The 14,567-nt window shown below is 41.6% G+C and carries 19 protein-coding genes; 4 read left to right on the forward strand and 15 right to left on the reverse strand.

Features of this window, described 5'->3' with window-relative positions; translation table 11 throughout:
• Window positions 1-80: 80 nt before the first annotated feature.
• The 13 genes from OL444_RS21080 to OL444_RS21140 all read right to left on the reverse strand — a co-directional run bounded on the left by OL444_RS21080 (window position 81) and on the right by OL444_RS21140 (window position 10,911).
• Entirely contained in the window at window positions 81-590 is a 510-nt protein-coding gene (locus OL444_RS21080) for a UpxY family transcription antiterminator (protein WP_264729932.1), read from the reverse strand.
• Window positions 591-1,952: 1,362 nt separating this feature from the next.
• A complete protein-coding gene (locus OL444_RS21085; RefSeq protein ID WP_264729929.1) occupies window positions 1,953-2,699 on the reverse strand; it encodes a DUF2846 domain-containing protein in 747 nt (248 codons plus the stop codon).
• A gap of 574 nt (window positions 2,700-3,273) precedes the next feature.
• Window positions 3,274-4,110 (reverse strand): hypothetical protein, encoded by an 837-nt coding sequence (locus OL444_RS21090; protein WP_264729928.1) that lies wholly within the window; start codon window positions 4,108-4,110, stop codon window positions 3,274-3,276.
• 288 nt (window positions 4,111-4,398) lie between these two features.
• Window positions 4,399-4,602, reverse strand: a complete 204-nt coding sequence (locus OL444_RS21095) for a class I lanthipeptide (protein ID WP_264729926.1) — start codon at window positions 4,600-4,602, stop codon at window positions 4,399-4,401.
• Window positions 4,603-4,827: 225 nt separating this feature from the next.
• Window positions 4,828-5,037, reverse strand: a complete 210-nt coding sequence (locus tag OL444_RS21100; protein WP_264729924.1) for a class I lanthipeptide — start codon at window positions 5,035-5,037, stop codon at window positions 4,828-4,830.
• A 298-nt stretch (window positions 5,038-5,335) separates the two neighbouring features.
• Window positions 5,336-5,839, reverse strand: coding sequence for a cupin domain-containing protein (locus OL444_RS21105; RefSeq protein ID WP_264729922.1), 504 nt, complete (start codon window positions 5,837-5,839; stop codon window positions 5,336-5,338).
• Between the two features lie 136 nt (window positions 5,840-5,975).
• Complete coding sequence (locus tag OL444_RS21110) at window positions 5,976-6,422, reverse strand: DinB family protein (protein ID WP_264729920.1); 447 nt, start codon at window positions 6,420-6,422, stop codon at window positions 5,976-5,978.
• Between the two features lie 9 nt (window positions 6,423-6,431).
• Window positions 6,432-6,956 carry a RidA family protein gene (locus OL444_RS21115; RefSeq protein WP_264729918.1) on the reverse strand — a complete coding sequence of 175 codons (525 nt, stop codon included), beginning with the start codon at window positions 6,954-6,956 and terminating at the stop codon, window positions 6,432-6,434.
• 121 nt (window positions 6,957-7,077) lie between these two features.
• Window positions 7,078-7,710: a class I SAM-dependent methyltransferase gene (locus tag OL444_RS21120; protein ID WP_264729916.1), complete on the reverse strand. Its 633-nt coding sequence runs from the start codon at window positions 7,708-7,710 to the stop codon at window positions 7,078-7,080.
• A 45-nt stretch (window positions 7,711-7,755) separates the two neighbouring features.
• Entirely contained in the window at window positions 7,756-8,139 is a 384-nt protein-coding gene (locus OL444_RS21125) for a HEAT repeat domain-containing protein (protein WP_264729914.1), read from the reverse strand.
• A 64-nt stretch (window positions 8,140-8,203) separates the two neighbouring features.
• Complete coding sequence (locus OL444_RS21130) at window positions 8,204-8,857, reverse strand: hypothetical protein (protein ID WP_264729912.1); 654 nt, start codon at window positions 8,855-8,857, stop codon at window positions 8,204-8,206.
• Window positions 8,858-9,020: 163 nt separating this feature from the next.
• Entirely contained in the window at window positions 9,021-9,923 is a 903-nt protein-coding gene (locus OL444_RS21135) for an aromatic alcohol reductase (protein WP_264729910.1), read from the reverse strand.
• Between the two features lie 88 nt (window positions 9,924-10,011).
• On the reverse strand, window positions 10,012-10,911 hold the full coding sequence (locus OL444_RS21140) for a helix-turn-helix domain-containing protein (RefSeq protein ID WP_264729908.1): 900 nt from the start codon (window positions 10,909-10,911) through the stop codon (window positions 10,012-10,014).
• A 148-nt stretch (window positions 10,912-11,059) separates the two neighbouring features.
• Here OL444_RS21140 and OL444_RS21145 point away from each other — a divergent pair, with 148 nt between their 5' ends.
• The 4 genes from OL444_RS21145 to OL444_RS21160 all read left to right on the forward strand — a co-directional run bounded on the left by OL444_RS21145 (window position 11,060) and on the right by OL444_RS21160 (window position 13,299).
• Complete coding sequence (locus OL444_RS21145) at window positions 11,060-11,626, forward strand: DUF4256 domain-containing protein (protein WP_264729907.1); 567 nt, start codon at window positions 11,060-11,062, stop codon at window positions 11,624-11,626.
• A gap of 275 nt (window positions 11,627-11,901) precedes the next feature.
• Window positions 11,902-12,453, forward strand: a complete 552-nt coding sequence (locus tag OL444_RS21150) for a DUF2975 domain-containing protein (RefSeq protein ID WP_264729905.1) — start codon at window positions 11,902-11,904, stop codon at window positions 12,451-12,453.
• Window positions 12,454-12,483: 30 nt separating this feature from the next.
• Window positions 12,484-12,663 carry a helix-turn-helix domain-containing protein gene (locus tag OL444_RS21155; protein ID WP_264729904.1) on the forward strand — a complete coding sequence of 60 codons (180 nt, stop codon included), beginning with the start codon at window positions 12,484-12,486 and terminating at the stop codon, window positions 12,661-12,663.
• Window positions 12,664-12,789: 126 nt separating this feature from the next.
• On the forward strand, window positions 12,790-13,299 hold the full coding sequence (locus OL444_RS21160; protein ID WP_264729902.1) for a GNAT family N-acetyltransferase: 510 nt from the start codon (window positions 12,790-12,792) through the stop codon (window positions 13,297-13,299).
• Between the two features lie 139 nt (window positions 13,300-13,438).
• Here the strand turns inward: OL444_RS21160 and OL444_RS21165 are convergent, their stop codons facing one another.
• Together OL444_RS21165 and OL444_RS21170 are read right to left on the reverse strand one after the other, a co-directional pair.
• Window positions 13,439-13,735, reverse strand: a complete 297-nt coding sequence (locus OL444_RS21165) for a hypothetical protein (RefSeq protein WP_264729900.1) — start codon at window positions 13,733-13,735, stop codon at window positions 13,439-13,441.
• A 231-nt stretch (window positions 13,736-13,966) separates the two neighbouring features.
• Window positions 13,967-14,251 (reverse strand): hypothetical protein, encoded by a 285-nt coding sequence (locus OL444_RS21170; RefSeq protein WP_264729898.1) that lies wholly within the window; start codon window positions 14,249-14,251, stop codon window positions 13,967-13,969.
• Window positions 14,252-14,567 lie beyond the last annotated feature (316 nt).

Consider the following 14,567-nt stretch of genomic DNA (forward strand, 5'->3'; position numbering starts at 1 on the left):
AGGCACTATTGATGTGAAGACCGGGTAGTATGTTGGCAAAGGCGACTGAGCTGGTATATTACCGATATCAGTCGCTGCATTTAACTCACTTGTTTTGATAAGCAAACAACGGGCATATCCACGAGAATATTCCTGTTCAATAGATTAACCCGCACGAGCATTTTATTTTTCCCTTCTATTTTAATCATTTCACAATGCAATCCTGTGAAAGGTCCTTCCTGTATATATAACTTCTCGCCTACTTCAAAATGGGCAGCGGAAACAATTACATTATCACTATTGATCACCAATCTGATCTGGTCAATTATTGCTGGTTTTACTATCGCCGGTACTTTCCCGATCTTTACATAACAATGTACCCCTTCAATATCCAGTACTTCACGATACTCCGTCTGCTTATTTAAATAAACAAATATGTAAGAGGGGAAAGCAGGAATATAAAGGATTTTCTTCCTGTCATGCCATTGTCGCGCAGTTTTTATCAATGGCAGATAATGGGTGATGCTTTTTTCAAAAAGTTCATCTGAGATTTTTTTTTCTTTACGGGGACCAGTGTAAACAACATACCATCCAGAGGCAAAAGCAAGCATAGAGAACACCTTTTTATAGGGTTATAAATAAGTACACAAGTGAAATAGCACATTAATGACAACAAACAATCATCTGTTTAAAAGCAAAGGGTTACACGTTATCCCACAGCAGGTTAACAGATTTTAAAGTATGACCGGTGGTCGTATGGACAGGCATTTTCATGCACCATATCCGGCATGCTTAATAGTAAAGATTAACAAGGTTATAAATGGTCATCGCGTTTAAGCGACCTATCAGTTTAACAGTTAACATTTTTTTCGGTTGATGCCGGGGAACTACTTCTTTATTGTGCTATTGATTCTTCAGCCAGCGCGTCGGCGCACAGGTTATCCTTTTCAGTCATGCTAATACTGATACTACTTATATATACTTTACTACGATACTGATTGTCTTTATCTGAATGGCGTATTAAACTAAAGCCGTACTCCAACCCGGTATATCAGTATCATACCGGGTTTCCTGAAACATTACGTCTCTTTTTCTCCTTTTAGCAATTACTTGAAATCTGAAAGATAAGATGCAATCTTTTTTATTTTAGTCTTCTCAACATACACCTTACGGCCTGTGTCATATCATGATTCACTGTTTAGGTGTTGTTCAATACAGGACGCATCACGAGTTAATTATAAAAAGTTACTTTATTACTTATAACAGGATAAAGCTATCGCTACTGTAAGTAACAACTTACTGTTTTTGGTTGAATAAAATTATCTGATGGACTGATTTGGTTAACAGTGATAGAACCCTTCATTATCAATGATAACAAGTGCAATACTGTGACAGTCTTTTAATTAAAAAATGTTACTTAATGAAACCGGATTAGACATTTACTATTTAACGAAACAATGCCACGAGTCTTCATTTCTTTATTTCTATATTCTACTCTAAAATTTATGCTGCGCATTTCCATCATTACAGTAAATGGCCATATGCATTGTACTATCGCTGTATAATTGCCGAAAATGTTTTGTGCTGTCTCTTATCAGTTGAATTTTAGCAATATACTTTTGATGTTAAATTTCACCAACATTCCCCCATTTGGGCTACAAATCTATACTCAAGTCAGCAGGGTTGGTTAACTTATTACGTTGAGTGATAAAGATATTAAAATAAATATAAGGCAAAAAATTTAATTCTCTAGTTCGCCTATACATGATAAAAATAATTTAAACAGCGGTACTTACATCTTCTTTATTTATCGTATCCGAAATGCGCGCTCCTGCAGCGATGCAACTGTACCGCAGGCATATCATGACAGCTGCCAACTTTTATTAACTATGGTTTTAAAAAGGGAATACCAACAACGTAATGCCATCTTTTCTGCAGGAATACCCACATTACCTTAACGGCTATCCCACTCGTTAATACATCGGATCCGCCGTTTCGGATTTGAGCTTGTCTTTCGTCTTATTAAAATCCTGTAGTCCCGCGTAGGGATCAATGAGGCTGATCAACGGCCGGCCAATGAAGACGCCCATGCCTATGTCACATTGTAAAAAGTAGGCCTTCCCCGGGAGAATTTTCATAAATATCTCTTCCAGTGCTTCTGTCCTGGCCGATATTTTAACATGCCCCGTTTTAGTAACTTTTATGACATGCGCGGAATTCCTTTTGATACGGCAAATAACCGAATCGTCCAACATAACATTATAGGGAATAGCGGCGCCCAGGGAGGATCTGGAACGATACACGTACAAAAGCGCATAGGCAGCTGTATCCGGTAATAATGTTCTCATGACGGAATCATGGGCTTTGTTTTTTTCAGCAAACATAGCCACCGTATCCAGATAATAATAAATTTCTCCAAACAGCCGGTAACAGGTACTGAACATATCCGGAAACTTCAACTCTTTAATGACGATAATGTTGCCTCCTGCTTTGATGGCTTTTTCCCTTGCCTCCTCTATGATGCTTTCATAGTCGCAGTTGATTTTAAAACCACCATCGGTTATTTTCAGGTCTTTTATCTTCCTGGCGCCGGCCGGCAACCAGCCATTCCTGTTAATAAAAAATATATTTGCCGTATCTGAAAGCATGCCGGCGTTGACGGGGATGTACAGGCAGGATAACAGTAAAAATGTGACGATTGATTTTAAATATAACTTCATATGTATAGGCATTGCGAACCGCATAAACGTCTGACTATTCCCGGCGACGGATACCCTCCTCCGGTATCGCAATATTAGGAAATTATGGATAAAGAACCTGCATAGTGCCGCCAATATTACCTCTCACAGCTGTTTATGACTGGCTCCACACCACCTGTCAGCGAACTCCGGCAGCATATGATCAGCTATGTCCATCCAGGTAAGTCTATATCATCGCTACTGCTGAAGCGCCTATACGATAACAGGATTTAGTTATATTTGGTAACAGACTGAAATTTATCACCCAAAAACCACTGTCATGAAAAAATCTATCAAAAAGCTCGCACTGAAAAAAATTGTTGTGGCCAAACTCAACGAAACTACGGTATGCCAAAAACGTCCTACCCTTGGAGAATGGACTTGTAATTTCACTATCAGGACCTGCGCCTCCGTTGAATTCGGCTGTTAGCGGCATATACGGCACGCTGAAATGCCGGATGTCAGCGGTAAGCTATCTTTATTTCCTGCCACACATGGCTTTATTTTCACGCGTAAGCGCACCGCTGAACCCGGTGCGCTTACTGTTTGTAACTGTTTATCGCAACGCATCTTTATCTGTATGCGTTCCTTCATCACAAAAGTATTTTATGCGCAGGGTATCTCCTACCATATTCAGTCTGTTTACCCGGGAGCCTTCATCATTTTCATGCTCACTTAATACGGCAGGCAATCCAAAATAGTTATAGGCTACGATTTTACCAACACCAGGTGGTGTAGGTCCAAGTATATTATGGGTACTGAAATCATTGAAAACAAACTGCCATACTTTGTTGGTACGATAGATACCTGGTTGATGATCATAGGTAAATCCTGCCTTATCTCCCAGCGGATTATAGCTATAAGTATAGGTATAGCCGCCTACTTTTGTTTCAACAATTCTGCCTTTATAATCGAGTTGATGGGTATAATAAGCACCTGGCGATGCCAGCACACCCGGCTCCCTGCAACTATCTGCATACCAGCCCAGATAGAAATAAACTGTATCCAGTACCGTTACTGCATCAGGATATCCATATCGGTGCCAGCCAATAATATCTTCATGGTAAGGCAAGGGATTACCCGGATCAGGTTTTGAGGTGATAATAAAATCATGCAGCCGCCCCTGCTGATCATACCTGAAATAGTAAGGCGTATTTTGCACCTGATAGCTGGCATCCGTGGTGGTCACGGTTACACGGGTAGGCTTCCCCTGGTGATCGTAATAGAAGTCTGCTATTTCAATGCGGCCCGGCATATGCATATACATGGTCTTAATCTGGCAGAAGCCGCGATCTTCCGCACCGGGAACAGCGATCGAATGTTTGTTGCAACCAGGGAGCAAGCAGCATGCCGCATACAGTAGCAGGATGGCCCTGCCATACATTTTTGTCATAGATGATAGGTTTAATATGTGAAGAATAAACAAGCTACCTCACCGGCACTATCAGGAAGGGGTATACGGCAACAGGAAAATTAACTACCAGGAATCAGCCTGTTTCCATCAACGGCATGCGTATTCATTGAACGGAGAGATGATGATTACGTATATGGATCCGAGGCAGATCGAAAATAATGTATTTCTATGCTATTAAGGCTAGATAACCAGCCACTATCATGCATTACAACAAAGCAGCCGGACATCCGTACCAGCTGCCTGAAAAAAGATATATTACCGTAACGGCTACCAGCATTGATACTGCTGACAAACGGCACCATTGCCAGGACTGGTAATATCTACACATCTGGTAATCTGTATGCTGTCCGGTTCAAAAGGGATGGTACGCGCTCCCCCTTTGATTGCTTCCAGGCGCTGCATACCAAGATCTGCGATCGCTGTTTTTCCGAGGAACAATTTTTTCCCCAGCTGCATTGTTTTCTTCTTCATAAGTGAGGTTAATTATAAGTGATCAAATGAATAATAAACAGATAACCGGATATAATTAAACAGGATAAAACCCGCCTGATTGATAAACGGAAAAATGGGAATTTTATCGCAGACGAGGTATGATCATTACTACCTATTATCATTCAGGGGCAAAACGAGGCAGCCGGACCAACATCAGCCGGCTGCCTGAATAAGATACATTACCGTTTAATCACGGTGCAATTTTTACCAGCACGGGAAGAGCTCACAAGGTCTATCAGGAGCGGGGCTAGTCGATTCTACACACTTAGTAATCTGTATCGTATCTGGTTCAAAAGGACCAGTTCCGGTACGGGCTCCGCCCTTGAGTTGTTCCAGTTGATGGGTGCTAAGATCTGCGATCGCTGTTTTTCCGAGGAATAATTTCTTTTCCAGTTGAATTGTTTTCTTTTTCATAAGTGGGTTGATTATAAGTGATCAGATTAACAATAAACAAATACAGGTTGTGTACAGATAACTGAATATAGATAAAAAGGATAAACCCGCCAAATGATTATGATAAGTGTAAGGCGCTCTTACAGGGTACCGCAGCTTCAAATTTTCAAGCGGACGACTATCAGGGGCAGGTAATTCACCTTGGCTACAGTGGCTTATCCGGTTATGGTCTTCTACTCCATTTACTGATTTTTCAGGTGACAGAAAAGTATATCCACATCTTTCCTGATGCTAACTTTCATGCCTACATGCAGGCGGATCAATCCAGAAAGTCAGGCGGAAAAATTTCCTGTCCATATTTCCCGGCCAGGATAATTAGTTTTTCCATCGATGCCTGATCTATCTGCGGAGCAGGCAGGAACTGACCAAATTCCACAGGCGTACCTATCTCGTTGAAAAGCACATCGAGACCGGCGGGAGCTACCCGGCATAACAAACGGGCAACCTCCGTCGTGTTGTTCCGGAAGCTATGTACCATTCCCCCTTTAGGGATGTGTACAAAAGCTCCTTTACCCGCGGTATAGGCACCTGCTTCCGATCTGAATTCAATGGCACCCTCCACGACATAAAACGACTCTTCCACAGCAGCATGCGCATGCGGAGGAGGACCACCGCCAGGGGGAATCAGCATATCGAATGTGGCAAAGGCGCCCTGGGTATCTGTCCCTCCCAAAATTATCCTGTAGGTATCTCCTACCACTGAAATACAGGGGCCGTCATTTGCGTCAACAGTAATCAGGTGCTTGTTTTCTGTATAGGTCATAATATGTATTATAAATACGGTATTCAAATGTGAAAATATTGTACGAAACAAAATAGCCATGTAAGACAGGAAAATAGTCCGATAGACAGCAATGTCTTCCTCAAACGGTTCGCCAGTAACGCGAAGGTGGATAGCATTACTTTCTTTCGTATAATATATAATCCGTTGCTACAGGAGTGAGTCCATTCTCTTTGCATGCAGTGGCAATTTGCGCTCTGTGATAAGTGGAATGATTAATGACATGAAACAATATTTCCCAGGTCTGTTTACTAAAAACCCTTCCGTCTTTCATTTTGTACTGAATGGTATTATGCAGATCTATTTTATCGAGGAGCAGCTGTGTCTGTTCGTAATTGACTTTATTAATAGCTGGAACGTCTTGTACAGTATGCATATCCCAGACGCTGAAAACAAGATCCCTGGACGCCATTCTATGATTCCATATCTGATGCGCATTCAGGATGTGGCTGTACAGCTTTATTATTTTTCCGGCTACTTTGTCTGTATGTTCAAGAAAAACTTCTTCTAACTTTTGATTGCAGTGGTTATTGTAGTCAAATAATTCTTTAAAGATGGGTTTCATGGATCATTATTATTTTTCGGGAATGAGTGCTTCTATTTCTATCTCCACCATCATTTCCGGCAATCCCAGCTCCTTCACGCCTATCCAGCTGCCAGTCGGAAAATGATGCGTGTATATTTTGTGCCGGTATGCAGCATTTTTTTGCAGCTCTGCCATACTGGTGGTATATATATTTTCCAGTATTACATCTTCAAAAGTGCCCCCATAATGCTTTAATACCTTTTCTAAACTGGCATAACAATTTTTCATTTGTTGCTGATAATCATTTTTCCCGATGGGCTTACCCTGATCATCTATACTAATTACGCCGCCTACCTTAACGATGTCTCCCACTCTTACAGCCTGTGTGTAGCCATACATTTTTTCCAGTTGCGGCCGGAGCTGGAAATATTCCGGCTGCGCTACTTTCGCGGTTTCAGTTTTTGTCTGATCACCTGCAGGAGCAGTCTGTTTACAACTGTATATAGAAAAACCAAGCAAGGCGATTATTCCGGCTATCCTGATTTTACCGGATAAGTTAATAACTATCTCCATGAGCCGCTATTTTTTGTAAAAATAACAAAAGTTACCGGAGGGGTATGTCATTACAGATTTAAATAGTCTGATTACGGATTATTGTAACTGGTGTTCCTGAGGATGTTTAAATGCATTTCCGTTAAACAAGCGCGTGGTTATTGTCTTTTATGCATTTAATTAAAAAGAACGGATAGTTCTCTGTAACTGCTGTGATTTCAAATAAACCAGCGTTACCAAACTCAGTATTGATTGATGCAAGATCATAAAAATACATGTTGACACCATCGAATATTTCATAACGATCTTTGCTCACCCATTTACCCTGCCCATAAGTGGATGCCTCCTTTGAAATAACGGTGAAGACCATATCGCCACCCGGTGCCAACTGATTGTAACAGGCCTGAATTAGCTGCTGTCTTTCCTCCGTGCCTAATAGATGGATCAGCGCATAGCAAAAGATACCTTCATACTGGTTGTTATCAAATGGCATATCCGCTACGGAACCATGATAGATCTGCATGCCTGTTCCATAATGCTTCCGGGCTATTTCAATCGCTGTTTCAGCTATCTCTATGCCTGTTACCTTCATGCCGTTTTCTATGAAAACCTGCGCATTCCGGCCATAACCAATGCCAGGAATCAGGACGTTCTTCACGGATTGCTGCACAAAAAAATCCTTTGTTAATATCGCAGATCGGGCCGGTTCAAAACCCCACATCTCCCGCTTCTCCGCAAAGGCAGCTTCCCAAAATTCTTTCTTTCCGGTTCGCATCTTTTAAAAATTTGCAACAAAGTTACATTTTTAAAACACACCTTTTCAGCTGTTAGTCGTAGATTTTATTTTATTTAACCGATAGCTCATTTCATACCGAATACCTTCATTTGTGCTTTGTGTATATTGTGCGATGAGATGTATAGCATCAGGGGTGCCTATTTCATAGAGCAGCCAGCTAAACCACTTTGCAATGACATTATCATCTGAACAGGTATATTCCAGATAGTCGAAATGACTTTCCAGTGCTTGCTTTACAAATGGAATGGTAGTAGGACTTTTAATATCCTGCAGTAATTTCGCTATTGCCTGATGCTGATAATGCCCGGGAGTTATCAGCAATTCATTGAGTAAGGCGATAGCAGTATCGTCTATCCGGACCTCCCCCTCTTCTACTTCCTGCAATAGCCGCGAGTATTGTTCATTCATATCTTTATTTTGGCGTTCACTATTTCCCTGGAAAATTCGTCGTGCTATAAATGGCCCTTCTGCCTTATTTCGGGTTGCCTGTCTTACTCTCTTCCTTCACAATATAATCCAGCATTTGTGCTTCATCTCTAAAGCTTCTCTTTCCAAACTGCTGCGTATAACGTTTATTGATAAACTCCAGCAGTCTTTTTTTATTATAAAATATTTCCCGGTCATCCCCCACTCTTTTGCCGTTATGTAATACCACCACTGCACTGTAGTTTGATCTGGAGGTTTCCTGGAGGTTATTAGCGGCATCATAGGATGTGTATTCATTTTCTTCACTCCTGAAAAGAATACGCACTGGCTGCTGTTCTCTTATTATCTGCCACGTTTCTCCCCGATACCTGGTATACATCAACGAATCCCTGTTATCAGGGGATACAATCTTTGCCTGGATGACAGATCCTAAAGGAATATATTGTTTTGTACCATCCTGGTCTGTAAACCCAAATTCGAACTGATAATTGATACCTTTAAAACGGACGATGCCGGTTACAAGCTGGTTACGGAGCGTATCTATAACAGGCCGGCGCTGTTGGTCCCGTTTCTCATAAATAAAATCACCTTTTCCCTGCAACTTTCCTTTTTTCCCTCCAACCGGATAAAACGCGGCACAGGAACAAAGACATAACAACACCAACAACCACATATAGCTATATGTACTTTTGCAAATCATACAACAACTGAATTTTCCTTACTGATAAAATCACTGTTTCACCTTAACGTGGGTAGCAGCTCATTTCCCGCTTCCTTTATCTTCCCTTGCCATCAAATATAAAATTTTGGCTAACAAGTTAAAACCTGTTAACCAAAATTTTACATTTTATTCTACGACACAATTATTGTAATATATGCTGCTTCGCCCATTCCATGATATCCACCGTAGGTATCTGGTGTTTTACATTGAACGTTTCTTCTTTAGGCCAGGTTACGCCCGGGTTGGTAAACACCAGCCGATACCGTTTAAACGGATCTGCCGGATCTTTTTGCAGCTCGTTCTCCAGATGGTCGGTACTCCATAAGACCCTTTCAAATTTTGTCTGGAAAAGCTGCTCCATTTTATGCGCCATCTCTTCAAACGTTACCGTATCTCCGGCTACAAAAACAACCTGGTCCAGTATCTCCGGTTGGTGAAATAAGATCGCCACCGTCAATGCGCCAATATCTTCACAGGCCGTCAGCGTAAGGGAGTGCTGCCAATCGCGCAATGCACGCACTACTTTCCCGGACAGACTGATCACGCCAAAATCCTCCCGGAACAGAAAACTGGTAATCATGCCGGTGGAAACAATGATCCAGTGGGTCTTATTTTGTGCCCGCAACAACGCCCGCACATCCAACTGCTCGTCGAATACCGGCTGCGCGCTTCCCCGGCCGATCTTATCATAATCGACCCCAAATTGCCAGGGGACATATCTTTTTACCCCAGCTGCCAGCACAGCCTCCGTAATCTTAACCTGTATACCTGTGCCTATAGAAAACCCACTGCAACAAATAACGGTATCATACTTCCTGAAAACAGCCGCCAGGGCATGGATACTATCGTCCTTTAAATCTGCGGCCTCCAATACCACCTCCTTAAATTTAGGATCCTGGCTCACTTCATCCGTACCTAACCGCGAAGGCTGTACGAGTACCGCAATACCAAACGTGCCGGCATGACGTTGCCGGTAATCGTACAGGCTGTTCAACATGGCCAGCCCTACTTCTCCTGTTCCAATAATTAAAAATGATTGTTCCATTGCTTTACCTTTTATGTATGTTTTCACAAAGGTAAATCTGCACTGGCGGGCGATGATTACAAATAAACAGCGAATGATTGCAAAAAAACTACGCCTGCCTGTATTCCACTGGCGTACATCCGGCATGCTTCTTATAAAAGTTCTGGAAGTGGGCAGTTTCCTGAAACTTTAAGCACCAGGCAATTTCTTTAATACTGTAAGAGGTGTGGCGCAGCAAAACATTGGCTTCCTGTAAAATACGTTCATGCAAAAGTGACTGGGTGGTTTTGCCAGTTGTTTTCCTGAGTGTTTTATTCAGTTTATCAATGGTAACATGCAGCAGTTGCGCAAAACCGGCGGGTGTTTTATGTTCCAATGGACGGTCGGGGCTGATATTGAAAAAGATATGCTCCAGGTTAGTGAAGAAAAGCGTGGTCAGTTTTTCATCCTGCACATCGTTCTCTTTCTTTCGATGTCCTGCCATTTTTTGTACAAAATGAATGACATCAAAAATCCGGTTCCGGATCACCTCTTCTTTAAACTGATAAGCAGATTGGTGCTCCGTTTCCAATTCATGGAATATATGGCGCAAGTGCTCATATTCCTGATCGGTTAATGATTGTGTGTAGATACTGTTACCAGCAAAAACAGGCCAGTTGGCCACAGCAATTTTACCGGATCCCCTGAGAAAACTTTCACTAAACACACAATATTCCGCAGCAAAATGTTGGTCATGGGTAGTAAACCGACACCTGGTCATCGGATCAATAAAAACAATCGTATGGCCATTTACATGAATCTCTTCTTCATTCGCATGATACCGGGCTTCTCCCCTGAGTAAGGCAATCTTGTAGAATGGCTTACGCTGTAGCTGATCACACGCAGATAAATCATCTTTAAGCTGCTGCCACGAAAAGGTATCAAAATATCCCTGAAAACTATTTTCTGCTACCGGTTTTTTCTCCAGGTATTGCTGATAGAAAATATGTACATCCTCACGTTGCTTCATGACGGAATAAGTTAGCAGACAAAATTAGTGATTAATTCCGTTGGTTTCCACTTTCGTGCGAGCTGCCTTTTCTCTTACGATTTTATCGGCCCCTGTCCTTGCAGCATAGTAATTAACTTTATATATTCACGAAAAATATAGCCACCATATGAAAAACACCAAAAAGAAACTGTCACCAGAACAGGGTCAGGCACTGCTCAACGTGTTAAAGACCCGCTTTGAGAAAAACACACAACGACATAAAGGACTTAGCTGGGATCCGGTACAAGCGAGACTGGAAGCCAATCCTGCCAAACTATGGTCGCTCGATGAAATGGAATTAACCGGTGGAGAGCCGGATGTGGTGGGTTACGATAAAAGTACGGGTGAATATATTTTTTATGATTGTGCAACTGAAAGCCCCAAGGGCCGGAGAAGTGTTTGTTATGATCATGAAGCGCTGGCATCCAGGAAGGAGCACAAACCAGAAAACAGCGCCGTGGAAATGGCGGCCGACATGGGCGTTGAACTTTTAAGCGAAGCGCAATACCGGGAATTACAGCAATTGGGCAATTTCGATCTGAAAACGTCGAGCTGGATCATCACACCGCCTGCCATCAGGAAACTTGGCGGCGCCCTCTTTTCAGACCGGCGCTATGATCATGTTTTTGTGTATCACAACGGCGCAGAATCATATTATGCAGCCAGGGGATTCCGTTGCTGGATAAAGATCTAACCAACTACGGCCCTCATTTCTCCCTGTTCTCCTATTCACCATCACATACCGGAAGGCACCCCATGCCTTCCTTTTTTATATGAGTACTCCTCTGGAGAAACCCGCTATAGTCCTATGTTTTTTATCTAAAACATTCCGTTCGTCAGTCCTTTATTACATTATTTAATGTTCCCATGCTGGTTAGCGTCCCTATAAATTTATCAACCCTCAAACTATTTTTATTGTTTTTCAATAAATATTTATTATTTTTACCTCACCTTTAAAATAATGTAGCTATGGAAATTAAAATTACCATCAAGCAGACCTTAACGATACTGCTGGTCCTTTCCTGGATCATATTTATAGGTCTGTGCATAGAAGCCGGTGGCTTTATTGCGAATGCCATCTTTGCCATCGCCAGGCCGAGTGCTGTTCCCTATCTTTGGCGGCAAATAGACTTATCAGCCCTTTTTAAATACGACCAGGGGCATTTTTTTGTAGTCACCTTACTACTCGGCATTGTGGCGATACTGAAAGCCTGGTTGTTTTTCCTGATCATAAAAATCCTGCACCGTAAGGACCTGGATATGTCTCAGCCCTTCAACAAACAAGTCAGGCGTTTTATTTTTCATTTATCCTATGTGGCGTTAATGATTGCTATTTTCTCCGGGTACGGCGTCAGCTATACCGAAGGACTGGTGAAACAGGGCGTACCGATGCCCGACACCCAACATTTACAAATAGGCGGCGCGGATGTATGGCTGTTTATGGCGATCGTACTTTTTATCATCGCCCAGATGTTTAAGAGAGGAATTGAAATACAATCAGAAAACGAATTAACGATTTAAAACATGCCGATTATCGTAAATCTTGATGTCATGATGGCAAAGCGGAAAATGTCACTGAATGAGCTTTCAGAGAAAGTAGGTTTAACATTATCCAACCTTTCCATCCTTAAAACAGGGAAGGCAAAAGCCATACGTTTCAGTACACTCGAGGCTATTTGTAAAGTACTGGATTGTCAGCCTGCCGACATACTGGAATATAAGGAACAATAAGCTGCTACCCGGCCGGGAGCGCGGCATACATCATACCGCATGCGTATTTTACGCTATTAAAGCATCGTCGGGTTACGACAAAAAATATATATTTGAATCATGCGGAAGAGCTGTTAAATGACGACAATGAAAAACAACATACGAGATAATTACACGTTGCGCCGGCTACTGCCAGCCCAATGGGAGGCATATAAATCAATAAGACTGGAAGCATTACAAACCAATCCTGATATGTTTGGCAGCAACTATAAAAAGGAAGCTACCTATACACCAGATGAATGGATCTCTTTTCTGCAAAATGACAGGCGTGCCCAGTTTGCCCTATACTACAACGAATCATTAGTCGGCCTGACAGGAGTAACCTTGGATAAAGCAGCTGCAACAAACGCCGTTTTGTTTGCCTCTTTTATTCAGCCGGCACACCGGGGCAACGGACTGTCCACCTTGTTTTATGAAGCCCGTATTGACTGGGCACGCAGCCAAAACTGCAAGACTATTACGGTCTCTCATCGAGTTGGGAACGATGTATCCAAAGCCGCCAATCAGCGATTTGGGTTTGTATATGCCCATGCGAAGGAAGTGATGTGGCCGGATGGTGTAAGTGCAGATGAACTGGTGTATGTTTTGGAGTTGTAGAGATGAGGAGGCTTCAATTCAATCTTCGCTATTATCTAATTACTAAGAGGACATAAACATCTTCTTATACAAAAGTGCCTCTCATTCTTAAATAAGAGACACTTTTTTTTATATAAACGATGCTAAGTTTAAAACAGTACTACTCCTTACTGCAAGCAACATAAAGGCCTTTTATAAGGACAACTGGAATTGTCTGCTTACCATCCCTGAACTGAACTACACAGATTACTGCTTCAGGTGCGGGCCTGCAATGAATTTGTTTAAAAATTTCCAATTGCGCCATTGTAGGATTAACAGGTAAACAAATAGCGGGTACAGTCTTTCCTCTAACCGTCCTGTAAGTTATATTTGATCTTCTATTTTCGGCAGCATGTGAGAGTGTTGTAAATCCTATAATAGCAGCAACAGCTGCTAATGTAAATTTTAGCTTTGTCATAGCAACAGGAGTCTTTTTTATTTAAAAGACAATAAATTTTGGATGATAAGAATAATGAAGTACATCTACGTTGTCTACTCATATTAGCTTATAGTAAACAGACACTATTCTTCTTTTTCTACAACTGATTGTTATTACGCCATACTATTTTCTATACGTATCAATATCTTTTATTAAAACGATAGCATAAGTAATAAGTTAATGCCCGCATATCATATGCGTATGATAACATCATTTACATGGAATGTAGTGGCCTTTTATAATGATATCTGGCATCTTCCGACCATCTCTATATTCAACTATACAGATATCCGTATTATCAGGCATACAATGTATCTGTTTAAAAACTTCTAATTGCGACTTCGTTGGATTAACAGGCAAACAGGATCCTGGTATAGGAGTTCCGTTAACTGTTCTGTAGGTAATATTTGACCATTTACTTCCAGCGGCCAGGGAGAGTGTTGTAAGCCCCATAATAGCAGCAACAGCCGCTAAGGTAAATTTTAGCTTTGTCATGGTAAGGGAAGTCTTTATTGTTTAATAAGGCAATAATTTTTGAATAGTGAAGTAGGCCTGTGTTGTCTACCTGCTGCAGCTTACTGTAAACAACTACTGCTATCCTTTTTCCTGTAATTGATTGGTACTATGCCATACTATTTTCTATACGCATCAACACCTTTTATTCAACAATTGGATAGTACATCCATTGGTGCCGGCATATTGTTGAGCAAAAGGACCACGATATCATGGAATTTTTTCGCATACTATACAAAGTTAACAACATGTCATGAAAAGCAGTATCAGTAAGACATAACGCCTCTTACAAAAGATA

It is taken from the genome of Chitinophaga nivalis (assembly GCF_025989125.1).
Classification (GTDB): domain Bacteria; phylum Bacteroidota; class Bacteroidia; order Chitinophagales; family Chitinophagaceae; genus Chitinophaga; species Chitinophaga nivalis.

Bases quoted from the DNA above. Each gene is read 5' to 3' on its own strand.
- OL444_RS21080 (WP_264729932.1), bottom strand. From the start codon at position 590: ATGCTTGCTTTTGCCTCTGGATGGTATGTTGTTTACACTGGTCCCCGT.
- OL444_RS21085 (WP_264729929.1), bottom strand. From the start codon at position 2,699: ATGAAGTTATATTTAAAATCAATCGTCACATTTTTACTGTTATCCTGC.
- OL444_RS21090 (WP_264729928.1), bottom strand. From the start codon at position 4,110: ATGACAAAAATGTATGGCAGGGCCATCCTGCTACTGTATGCGGCATGC.
- OL444_RS21095 (WP_264729926.1), bottom strand. From the start codon at position 4,602: ATGAAGAAGAAAACAATGCAGCTGGGGAAAAAATTGTTCCTCGGAAAA.
- OL444_RS21100 (WP_264729924.1), bottom strand. From the start codon at position 5,037: ATGAAAAAGAAAACAATTCAACTGGAAAAGAAATTATTCCTCGGAAAA.
- OL444_RS21105 (WP_264729922.1), bottom strand. From the start codon at position 5,839: ATGACCTATACAGAAAACAAGCACCTGATTACTGTTGACGCAAATGAC.
- OL444_RS21110 (WP_264729920.1), bottom strand. From the start codon at position 6,422: ATGAAACCCATCTTTAAAGAATTATTTGACTACAATAACCACTGCAAT.
- OL444_RS21115 (WP_264729918.1), bottom strand. From the start codon at position 6,956: ATGGAGATAGTTATTAACTTATCCGGTAAAATCAGGATAGCCGGAATA.
- OL444_RS21120 (WP_264729916.1), bottom strand. From the start codon at position 7,710: ATGCGAACCGGAAAGAAAGAATTTTGGGAAGCTGCCTTTGCGGAGAAG.
- OL444_RS21125 (WP_264729914.1), bottom strand. From the start codon at position 8,139: ATGAATGAACAATACTCGCGGCTATTGCAGGAAGTAGAAGAGGGGGAG.
- OL444_RS21130 (WP_264729912.1), bottom strand. From the start codon at position 8,857: ATGATTTGCAAAAGTACATATAGCTATATGTGGTTGTTGGTGTTGTTA.
- OL444_RS21135 (WP_264729910.1), bottom strand. From the start codon at position 9,923: ATGGAACAATCATTTTTAATTATTGGAACAGGAGAAGTAGGGCTGGCC.
- OL444_RS21140 (WP_264729908.1), bottom strand. From the start codon at position 10,911: ATGAAGCAACGTGAGGATGTACATATTTTCTATCAGCAATACCTGGAG.
- OL444_RS21145 (WP_264729907.1), top strand. From the start codon at position 11,060: ATGAAAAACACCAAAAAGAAACTGTCACCAGAACAGGGTCAGGCACTG.
- OL444_RS21150 (WP_264729905.1), top strand. From the start codon at position 11,902: ATGGAAATTAAAATTACCATCAAGCAGACCTTAACGATACTGCTGGTC.
- OL444_RS21155 (WP_264729904.1), top strand. From the start codon at position 12,484: ATGATGGCAAAGCGGAAAATGTCACTGAATGAGCTTTCAGAGAAAGTA.
- OL444_RS21160 (WP_264729902.1), top strand. From the start codon at position 12,790: ATGAAAAACAACATACGAGATAATTACACGTTGCGCCGGCTACTGCCA.
- OL444_RS21165 (WP_264729900.1), bottom strand. From the start codon at position 13,735: ATGACAAAGCTAAAATTTACATTAGCAGCTGTTGCTGCTATTATAGGA.
- OL444_RS21170 (WP_264729898.1), bottom strand. From the start codon at position 14,251: ATGACAAAGCTAAAATTTACCTTAGCGGCTGTTGCTGCTATTATGGGG.